This window comes from Bacteroidota bacterium (assembly GCA_030017895.1).
Lineage (GTDB): Bacteria > Bacteroidota > Ignavibacteria > UBA10030 > BY39 > JASEGV01.
Window position 1 is genome coordinate 1 of the sequence record JASEGV010000090.1, and the last position, 10169, is coordinate 10169.

General features: G+C 39.2%; 11 protein-coding genes. 3 read left to right on the forward strand and 8 right to left on the reverse strand.

What is annotated here, in order from left to right:
* Positions 1–208: 208 nt before the first annotated feature.
* From QME58_12785 to QME58_12820, 8 genes are all read right to left on the reverse strand, one after another.
* Positions 209–1540, reverse strand: coding sequence for a thymidine phosphorylase (locus QME58_12785; GenBank protein MDI6804695.1), 1332 nt, complete (start codon positions 1538–1540; stop codon positions 209–211).
* 17 nt (positions 1541–1557) lie between these two features.
* Entirely contained in the window at positions 1558–2130 is a 573-nt protein-coding gene (locus QME58_12790) for an NUDIX hydrolase (GenBank protein MDI6804696.1), read from the reverse strand.
* Complete coding sequence (locus tag QME58_12795) at positions 2111–3190, reverse strand: mechanosensitive ion channel (protein MDI6804697.1); 1080 nt, start codon at positions 3188–3190, stop codon at positions 2111–2113. The genes QME58_12790 and QME58_12795 overlap by 20 nt, the downstream gene beginning before the upstream one ends.
* A gap of 9 nt (positions 3191–3199) precedes the next feature.
* Positions 3200–3778 (reverse strand): orotate phosphoribosyltransferase, encoded by a 579-nt coding sequence (gene pyrE, locus QME58_12800; protein ID MDI6804698.1) that lies wholly within the window; start codon positions 3776–3778, stop codon positions 3200–3202.
* A gap of 92 nt (positions 3779–3870) precedes the next feature.
* Positions 3871–4671 (reverse strand): glutamate racemase, encoded by an 801-nt coding sequence (gene murI / locus QME58_12805; protein MDI6804699.1) that lies wholly within the window; start codon positions 4669–4671, stop codon positions 3871–3873.
* A 4-nt stretch (positions 4672–4675) separates the two neighbouring features.
* Positions 4676–5053 (reverse strand): aspartate 1-decarboxylase, encoded by a 378-nt coding sequence (locus tag QME58_12810; protein ID MDI6804700.1) that lies wholly within the window; start codon positions 5051–5053, stop codon positions 4676–4678.
* A gap of 57 nt (positions 5054–5110) precedes the next feature.
* Positions 5111–6556 (reverse strand): RtcB family protein, encoded by a 1446-nt coding sequence (locus tag QME58_12815; GenBank protein MDI6804701.1) that lies wholly within the window; start codon positions 6554–6556, stop codon positions 5111–5113.
* An 87-nt stretch (positions 6557–6643) separates the two neighbouring features.
* A complete protein-coding gene (locus QME58_12820) occupies positions 6644–7063 on the reverse strand; it encodes an archease (protein MDI6804702.1) in 420 nt (139 codons plus the stop codon).
* 113 nt (positions 7064–7176) lie between these two features.
* Between QME58_12820 and QME58_12825 the strand changes: the two genes are divergently transcribed.
* The 3 genes from QME58_12825 to QME58_12835 are packed head-to-tail and all read left to right on the forward strand — an operon-like array spanning position 7177 to position 9677.
* Positions 7177–7515: a hypothetical protein gene (locus tag QME58_12825; GenBank protein ID MDI6804703.1), complete on the forward strand. Its 339-nt coding sequence runs from the start codon at positions 7177–7179 to the stop codon at positions 7513–7515.
* 18 nt (positions 7516–7533) lie between these two features.
* A complete protein-coding gene (pta, locus tag QME58_12830; protein MDI6804704.1) occupies positions 7534–8517 on the forward strand; it encodes a phosphate acetyltransferase in 984 nt (327 codons plus the stop codon).
* Positions 8517–9677, forward strand: coding sequence for a heparan-alpha-glucosaminide N-acetyltransferase domain-containing protein (locus QME58_12835; GenBank protein ID MDI6804705.1), 1161 nt, complete (start codon positions 8517–8519; stop codon positions 9675–9677). Before pta ends, QME58_12835 begins: the two co-directional genes overlap by 1 nt.
* Positions 9678–10169: the final 492 nt, after the last annotated feature.

Sequence of the window (10169 nt, forward strand, 5' to 3'; positions counted from 1 at the left end):
CTTATTTTGATGCGGTAATATCTTGTATGTCGAAATGCCATTTCGACTTACATAGACATTATAGATGTAAAGTAATAGCCCCGATTTTTGAACAATCTTTCGTTAGGTAAAAAATCGGAAGTTTTACAGAGCCGATTCAGTCCGTTTGCACCTAAGGAGTCATTTGATCGAACGGATGGGTCGGCTTTTGTATTGATATAGGAAAAGATTACCCTTTCCACTCCTTAACACCTTTTTCATCTATCAATGCGTGAATCAAGGGCGGCAGGATTGGAATATTCTTTCCTATCGTGATACTGGCTTGTAAGCGTTGTACAGCAGCGTCGAGTTTTGTTTTATCATCTGCAAAAACGACAGCGAGTGTTTCGTTAGGAGAAACTTTATCGCCAACTTTTTTATTGAATAAAATTCCGGATTTCATATCTATAACATCATCCACTTTCATTCTGCCTGCGCCAATCATAATTCCCACAAAACCGACTTCGAGTGCATCAATGTTTTCTATGTATCCGGCGGAATTGCTTTTTACTTCAAAGGAAAATTTGCTCTTGGGATATTTTGTTAGATCCTCAATGAACGATTTATCGCCGCCTTGCCGTTCGACCATCTCCAGAAATTTCTGATATGCTTTTCCGTTTTCAATTGTTTCTTTGCATTTTGCGACACCTTCTTCAATTGTTTTTGCTTTACTGCCTAACATAACCATCGCACCGCTGAGTGTGTAAGTAACTTCCATCAAATCAGGAACATTTTTGCCGCGCATACATTCCACACACTCCACGACTTCGAGCCAGTTACCCACAGCATAACCGAGAGGCTGAGACATGTCCGTTAGAAATCCAATTGTCGTTTTACCGAAATTATTTCCAATAGCAATCAAAGTTTTTGCAAGGTCTATTGCAGCTTCTTTGGTTTGCATAAAGGCGCCGCGTCCGGTTTTAATATCGAGTACAAGTGAATCAATTCCCTCGGCTAATTTTTTACTCATTATACTTCCGGCGATCAGAGGTATGCATTCGACTGTTCCGGTTACATCACGCAGGGCGTACATTTTTTTATCAGCTGGTGCAATCTCATTCGTTTGACCGATCATGACAAGTCCGATGTCGGCGATGACTGATTTGTATTCTTCAAGAGTTAAGTTTGTCCGAAATCCGGGGATAGATTCTAATTTGTCTAATGTTCCGCCTGTATGTCCGAGTCCGCGACCCGAAATCATCGGAACAGGCACACCGCAAGCTGCAACCATCGGGGCGAGTATAATCGAGACTTTATCGCCAATCCCGCCTGTCGAGTGTTTATCGACTTTTATTCCTGGAATAGAAGATAGGTCGACGACAATTCCAGAATTCAACATAATGTCTGTGAATACGGCAGTCTCGTCGAAATCCATTTTGTTAAAATAAACAGCCATCAAAAAAGAAGACATTTGGTAGTCGGGAATTTTGCCTACGACATATCCCTTGATTAATAGTTCCATTTCCTGGCGGGATAATTTCTGTCCGTCGCGTTTTTTTCTGATTATTTCTACGGCACTCATAATATTAATATTCTTTTCTATAAATTTAATGATTTCTTTTGGAGAATTAAAAATTTTTCAACAACCATTTTCCCAATCATTATCCCACAAATAGATTTCGCATCAACTATTTCTTGATTCTCAATCATTTCTACGGTTTTTTGGAGTGGAAGAATTTCAACGGTCATTGTAAGTTCGCCTTCTTCTAAATTTCTTCCATTTGTTGATAGATGTAAATTTTGAGCAAGAAAGATGTGAAGTTGTTCGCTGCAAAAACCGGGAGTGGTAAAAATTGCCGTCAGTTTTTTCCATTTCTTTGCTTTGTATCCGGTTTCTTCTTCTAACTCGCGCTTTGCACAATCGAGCGGGTCTTCGCCGGGGTCTAATTTTCCAGCAGGGAGTTCGTAAATGAATTTGTTTATCGGGTATCGATGCTGCTTGATTAACAAAACTTTATTATCCGGAAAGATTGCAAAAATTACTGCACCACCAGGATGTTCTGCCACTTCCCGTATCGAACGATTTCCGGAATCATATTCAACATCGTCCACGATTGTGTTGAATACTTTTCCGCTATAAATTACTTTTCTTTTAAGAAGTTTTAGGTTCATCTCTGTTTACCAAATGTACAACCTGTTGGGGAAGGGGAATTGTAATACCTGCTTCTGCAAATGTTTTATAAATTTGTTCCCGTATTGTTGTTTCAACGGGCCACTTTTTCTTGAAGTCGTCGGTTCGCATATTCAACCGGAGGATGAGGGCTGATGAAGCGAAATCTATTACGAACACTTCGGGCGCAGGGTCTTTCATAACCTCCGGATGGTTACTTGCAAGTTCAAGGAGTATAGTTCTTGCTTTCGAAATATCGGTGCCGTATTTCACGCCCACATCAATGAATGCCCGGACCGCCTGTTGTGGATACGAATAGTTGATGAGTCGCGATTTTATCATTTCGGCGTTCGGTACAACTACAAAATTATTATCGAAGTTTAAAATTCTGGTACTGCGTAAACCTATTTCTGCAACATCGCCGATTTCTCCTGAGGGAAGTTGTATTCTATCGCCAACTCGATATGGTCTGTCGACCATAATAACAAATCCGGCAATCATATTCGCGAGTGTGTCCTGTGCTGCGAGCGCAATTGCTAAAGAACCCACGCCCAACGATACGAGCAGACTTCCGATACTTACACCGAAGTGTTCTAATATAATCATTAACCCTGTAAGAAATATTACAATGCTAATAATTTTATTAGTGAGTGGCGCAATCGTCGCAGTTAAGTTACTCTGTGTCTTGCGGGAAACCTCGTCCATATACCATCCAAATATTGCTCCAATGAGCCGGCTTACTAATCGTGCAACTGCAAGAACAATTATTATAAATGTTGCTATTTGCAGATAGTATAAAATTTGATTTAGTGTGATATTGTCAGGTGTTGAAATTTTACTTATATGTTCAATTCCAACATAAACTCCAACGATTACGCTAATTAGAGTTGCATTACCACGCAAGACCTCTATGATTCTATCGTCAAGTGTAGTTTTTGTTTTTGTCAGTATCTTCTTACCAAAGATGTACAGTAAAAATTTTATTACTTTACCGACAATCCACGAGGCAACTACGATTATTAAAGCTATTAATAGGTGGCTAAAAATTTTGTTTTCAAACATATATTTGCTCTATTTATTTTTCCGGCTTCCGGGTTTCATAATTGGTACATTTTGTTTGCACAACGGGCAATCTTCGGGTGTGTAGGTGATAACGTCAATCTTTAAAACAGAGAATTGGTTAGGAACATTAAATTTAACTTTGCCGCCACTTCTGTCGACTACGCTTGCAGTTCCAACAATATTTCCACCAGCATTATGAACGATGTTAATTACTTCTTGTGTTGAGCCGCCAGTTGTAACAACATCTTCGCAGACGAGTACATTCTCACCCGGTTTAATTTCAAAGCCGCGCCGGAGTTGCATAACTCCATCCTGACGCTCTGTAAAAATTGTACGTGCATTTAATTGTCGTCCTACTGCCTGTCCGACTACAATCCCTCCCAAAGCCGGTGAAGCAATTACATCAATTTTCATATCCCTGTAGAACTGTGCGATACTCGCACAGAGTATTTCACAGTGTTTCGGATATTGCAACACCTTCGCACACTGAAAATATTGTGGACTGTGTAATCCTGATGTCAATCTGAAATGTCCTTCAAGCAGGGCTTCTGTGGATTTGAAGATTGATAGTATTTCTTCGGATTGCATATTCATAGTTATTGTTAACAATTAAAATATACGAAAAAAAAGAAGGATGACAAAGCATCAACAATCTAAAATCCCAAACCTAAAATTTAAAATCACTCCACGTGCATTTTCTTCACTACTCCCATTTTCTGTCCTAAAAATCTTTCTCCGACTTCTGTGAACTTGTGAGGAATATCGCTTACAAAAAACTTCACGTTTGCCTTCAACTTGCTGGGGTTTCGTAAACCTTCTGCATCTAATATTTTTTCAACCTGTGCAGAAGTGCTCTCACCCGAATCAATCAGCTGAACGCCTTCTTCCATCACTTTGCTGATAACATTTTTCAAAATCGGATAATGGGTGCATCCCAAAATTAATGTATCGATTTTTTTTAATTTTAGCTCAAATAAATATTCTTTGGCAATAAGCTCGGTTGCAGGATGCTCAATAAAACCTTCTTCGGCAAGAGGGACAAAGAGGGGGCAGGGTTTCGAGAATACTTCAATCGAAGAATCAAGTTGGCGGATTGTATTAGTATAGGCATTACTAAGAATAGTTGTAAGTGTACCGACTACTCCGATTCTTTTGTTTTTTGTTGTAATTAAGGCACCTTCAGATCCTGGTTGGATAACTCCGACTACCGGCACCTTAGCGCGTTTCTGAACAACGTCCAAAGCTACCGAAGATACTGTATTGCAGGCAATCACAATCATTTTGACATTCTGAGAAAGTAAGAAATCGGTATCCTGTGCTGCGTACTCCCGCACGACTTGGGAAGATTTGGGACCGTAGGGAACCCTTGCAGTGTCGCCGAAGTAAACAATATTTTCGTGAGGAAGCCGCAGCATTAATGCCCGAACGACTGTTAGTCCGCCGATACCCGAATCGAATACGCCAATAGGTTTGGAGTTCATTCTTTCAGCAGCCCTGAGTGTTCAGTTTTGCTAATTCTTCTTTCGTGAATTTTACAAATTTATTTTTTTTATCTACTATAACAATTATTGGCTTTACCGGTTTGTTAGTAATCTGAAATGTCATTATGATAATTTCGTGCCCCTTTTTTATCAAATGAGCGGCGGCGCCGTTCATACAAATATGTCCGGAGTTTTTCTTTCCCTTAATTACATAAGTTTCTAATCGGTTACCGTTAGTCTTATCGACGACTAACACTTTTTCGTATTCTTTAATATCGGCTTTAATCAACAACGATTCATCGATAGTGATTGAGCCAACGTATCTCAAGTTGGCTTCTGTTACCGTAGCATTATGTATTTTCGATTTTAGAAATATTCTCATTTTATGTCTTCATTATATTTTCGCTGTTAATATAAATAAAAAAAGGAATAAGAACAATTAACCTTTCATAACCGCAATAGGTACCATTTTAGCTACTTTCCTTGCAATTCCGGCGTTGTGAATAACATCTACAACATCGCTGACATTTTTGTAAGCATCTGGTTTTTCTTCAGTAAGTCCGGATATTGTTTGAGAGCGGACTAAAATGTTTTGGTTTTTCATTTGCTTCATTAATTTTTCAGGACTCGTTTCACGCTTTGCCTGTGACCGGCTCATTGAACGTCCCGCACCATGGCAGGAAGAACCAAAAGTTTCTTGCATAGCCCGTTCTGTGCCGACAAGAACATAGGAGCAAGTTCCCATACTGCCGGGGATCAGAACAGGCTGTCCTGATTCCTGTAACTCAAGAGGTAATGCATCGTGTTTTTTAGGAAACGCTCGTGTTGCTCCTTTCCTGTGAACGAGGACTTTTTTTCTTCCACCATTTCCGCCAAATATTTTTGAATCGATATCATGTTCTTCGAACTTGGCAATATTATGGCAAACATCGTAAACAATTTTCAAATCGCCGCTGCCGATAATTCTTTGAAATGCCTCGCGAGTCCAATGAGTAATCATCTGCCGGTTTGCAAATGCAAAGTTTGCTGAAGCCGCCATTGCCGAAAGGTAATTGCGCCCTTCCTTCGATTGAATTGGAACACAGGCAAGCTGCCGGTCAACAACACTGATTCCATATTTTTTCATTCCTTCTTGCATAATATCTAAATAATCGGTACACACTTGATGCCCCAATCCGCGTGATCCGCTATGAATCAAAACGACTATCTGATTTTTTTGCAACCCGAATTTGAAAGCAGTTTCTGGCTCAAAAATTTCTGTAATGACTTGAATTTCGAGGAAGTGGTTACCGGAACCTAGTGTACCAAGTTGGTCGTGCCCGCGCTCTTTAGCGCGTGAGCTTACAAGGGCAGCATCGGCATTTGGAATTTTTCCGTAATCCTCGATATGTTTTAAGTCGTCTTCTTTTCCATATCCATGTTTAACAGCCCATGATGCGCCATCGTGCAGAACATTATCGAGTTCTGCTTTTGTAACATTCAACAGTCCGCTTTTTCCGGTACCGCATGGAATATCACGGAAAAGTTGATTCAAAAGTTGCTCTAACATCGGACGGACCTCTTTATCCAAAAAAGGAGTTGATAATAAACGAACGCCGCAGTTAATATCAAAACCGACCCCACCAGCCGAAACTACTCCGTTGTCAATATCTGCTGCTGCAACTCCGCCGATGCAAAATCCGTAACCTTGGTGTGCGTCGGGCATAGCGAGCGATCGACCGATCATTCCCGGAAGTGTTGCAACATTAGCAATTTGTTCTTTCGTCTGATCTTTCTCGATGTGTTTAATCATCGCTTCGTCGGCATACACCAATCCATCTATCAGCATTCCTTTTTTATAACTCTTCGGAATCAAATATCTATAATCATCAATTTTTTGAAACATAGCTCTACCCTTTATTTTAAAATCCAATCTTAAAAATTATGCAAACCATAATTTTTCGTTCCGAAATCCGAAATCTTAAATTTGAATTCATATATCCACAAACACCCTCACCAAACCTCTTTCTTCATTTGAATGCACTAGTATTTGATGATAAGTAATGGCTTTAACATCTAACTTCGTGAGATGCTTTTGGTTATCGAAGTTCTCACCTTTAACTTTTGCTTCTAAAAAATTCGGAGATATATTTTCGATATCAAACTCGTAACATACAAAATTCTTCCCATCATAGAGATACAAAATTTCGGCGAGCCATTTCACGAGCAGATGTTCATAATCGGAAGCAGCAATTTCAATAGTTTGTGTTTCGGTTGGGTCTATTGAAGAGGTATCGAGAATTATTGATGTTAAAGCAACGGCAGCTTCTTGGAAAGCTTCTTTCAGGTTTTTGCCATAAGCTTCAATTCCCATATCTGCCGGGTGATCTAAAATTACATAACCTGGTTTCATAGTGGTATAAGATAAGCATTGAGTCGGATAAATTCAAAATTTGCTTTTCCATCTAAAATTGACGAAATTTTATCCCAAAACAAGCAACGTCATCAATTAAAATGAGGAAAAATATGAAATTTAATATCTGGATGGTTCTTTTCATTGCAACGGTTATTATCGCTGTAGTAGTTATTGCGTATCAGGATTTAAGAAGGGCAGACCAGCCGCTGATTTATTACAAAGATAAATATGAGGATCTTCAAAAAGCTTACATTGATTTGGCAAAATCGCATTCTTATATACTCGAAACTGTAATGAAGAATAATGTTCCGTTACAATCGCATTTACCTGATTATGCAAACCGAACACCCGCCGAGTTTAATGAATATTTGAGACGCAGAATTGTAGCAATGCAATTGGAAATTGAACGGCTTGATTATGAAAGACAAAAAGTTTTTAACCGTAAATAAAACAGAAAAAGGAAATAAATGGTACCAAGTGAATTATTAATCTCGATAAAAGAAAATGCAAAAAAACATAAGAAGACAGTAGTGCTTCCCGACGCACTCGACGAGCGAACAATTAAGGCAAGCAGAATTTTAGCAGACGAAGGAATTGCAAATGCTATTTTAATCGGAGATGAGAATCAAATAAGATCAAAAGCCGAAACTTTAGGAGTTTCGCTTCAAGGTGTTCGTGTTGTCGATCCGAAAAAATCGGATAAGTTGAGCGACTTCTCACACATTTTTTATAATTTAAGAAAAGAAAAAGGAATTAGTTTTGAAGACGCACAAAAAGCTATAACTAACCCGCTTTTTTTTGGAGCAATGATGGTGCGTGAAGGATTGGCAAATGGTAGTGTGGCAGGTTCAATCTCAACAACCGGTGATGTGTTGCGTGCTGCTATTCAAGCAATCGGTATGAAAGAGGGAATAAATATCGTCTCCTCCTTTTTCTTGATGGTGTTTCCGCATAAAGTTTTTTCGTTTGCCGATTGTGCAGTTGTTCCAGATCCAACAATTGAACAACTTGCCGACATCGCAATATCGACTGCAGAGAATCATCAGAAGTTAACAAGCGAAGAGTCGCGAGTTGCAATGCTTTCGTTTTCGACCAAAGGAAGTGCAAGTCATCCGTTGATCGAGAAAGTGCAAAAAGCTACGGAGCTAATAAAACAAAAAGCGCCAAATCTGATTGTCGATGGCGACCTTCAACTTGATGCGGCAATTGTTCCGAAGGTTGCGCAATCGAAAGCACCCGGAAGTCCCGTGCAGGGCAATGCAAATGTTTTGGTTTTCCCCGATTTGAATGCGGGCAACATCGGATATAAAATGGCACAGCGACTCGGCGGCGCAGAAGCGATAGGACCGATTGTACAAGGGTTGAAAAAGCCGGCTTTCGATTTATCACGCGGATGCAGTGTCGAAGATATTGTGAACACTGTTGCAATAAACTGTGCGTTGAGCATCTGATGACTTTGCAAGCGGCAAATCAGAAACCTCGATATTTGTTTATCGATTTTTATCGCGGCATTGTAATTTTGTTTATGTTAGAGGGGCATTTATTCCGGGCTTTATTGGATCAGGCAATTATACAAACCCCTATTTTTCAATTTCACGATTTTTTTCACGGTGTAAGTGCCCCGGCGTTTTTGTTTGGTGCGGGGCTTACATTCGTTCTTTCAACACGTAAGCGATGGGAGGATTACCATCACTGGGATACTCCTTTAGCGAGGCGACTCGGACGCATTCTCATCATTCTGATGTTGGGTTACTTATTGCACCTTCCTTTTTTATCTGCAAAAAAACTCGTATTAGAAGCCACTACTCAAAATTATTTACAATTTTTTCAAAGCGATGTTTTACAGTGTATCGGTTTTGGTTTGCTTGTACTTCATGGATTAGTTTTTTTCTTTAAAACAGAGCGGCGTTTTTATGGACTTGTTCTCGCAGCCACAGTTGCAATTCCGTTGATAACACCGTTGTTTTGGGATATCGATTTCTTAAAACATTATCCCCCTTTTGTAGCTCAATTATTAAATAGTATGAATGGCTCATTGTTCCCGATTTTTCCATACGTCGGTTTTTTATTTGCCGGTGTTATTGTTTCGTGGGAGTTTATGCTGGCGGTCGAGCATAAACGTGAGCATAAATTTATGAAACGCTTTTTATACTTAGGCTTGGTTTTTATTGGATTAGGATTATTATTAGATGCAGCTCCTTTCCAGATCTATCCCGTTTACAATTTTTGGTACACAAGCCCGAATTATTTTGCAATTCGTATCGGAGCTTTATTGATTATGATAGGTATTATTTGGTTGATTACAGAAAAAATTAAGCAGCCGCCGCGGTGGATTACAATTTTAGGAAAAGAATCGCTGTTAGTTTATGTAGTTCATTTGATTATTCTTTATGGATCGGTGATTAATCCATTTTTTAGTATGAAAACAATTTTTGGAACTTATTTAGGATTCATGGATGTATTACCGCTGTTTATACTTTTTACAGTTTCTATGATCGGATTGGCTTTTTGGTGGAGTTATTTGAAGGAGAAAAAAAATAATATTTACCGGATTATTCAGCTCACAGCAGCAGCGATATTTTTTATCGTTTTTTTTACGTTGGAGTATTAAGAAGAAGTAAGATATTACCCGCCTGCCCGAGTGAACAATCTATCGTGTCGTTTGGATGGTGATTTCAGAATTATGAGATAATTAAATCGTTTAATTTTACCCCCCCCATACCAGCTATAACTCCTTATTTTTCAGCTGATTACAGGAGGCGATTTTTTAACGATTATTAGCTTATTAAAAAAATAATGCATATATTGCCAGCGATAAGATTTTTGGTTATTAGGGCTTGCCAAAAATTTTCAGGGCTGAAAATAAGTTTTTTTTTATAAATAAAAAAATAAAAACAAGACGCTCGACTCGTTGAGCGGAAAGGAGAACAGCTATGAAAGCATTAATATTATTTTTTTTAATAAGCTTTTCAATTACTCATCTTCATTCACAGGTTCAAACCCAAACAGTCGGGCAGCCCCGCCTGAACGAAGCCCGCTCGAACGTCAGCGACGGGCGAGCAGTCGGGCAGGCACTCTTTGATGAGGATGATTATGTTCCGCC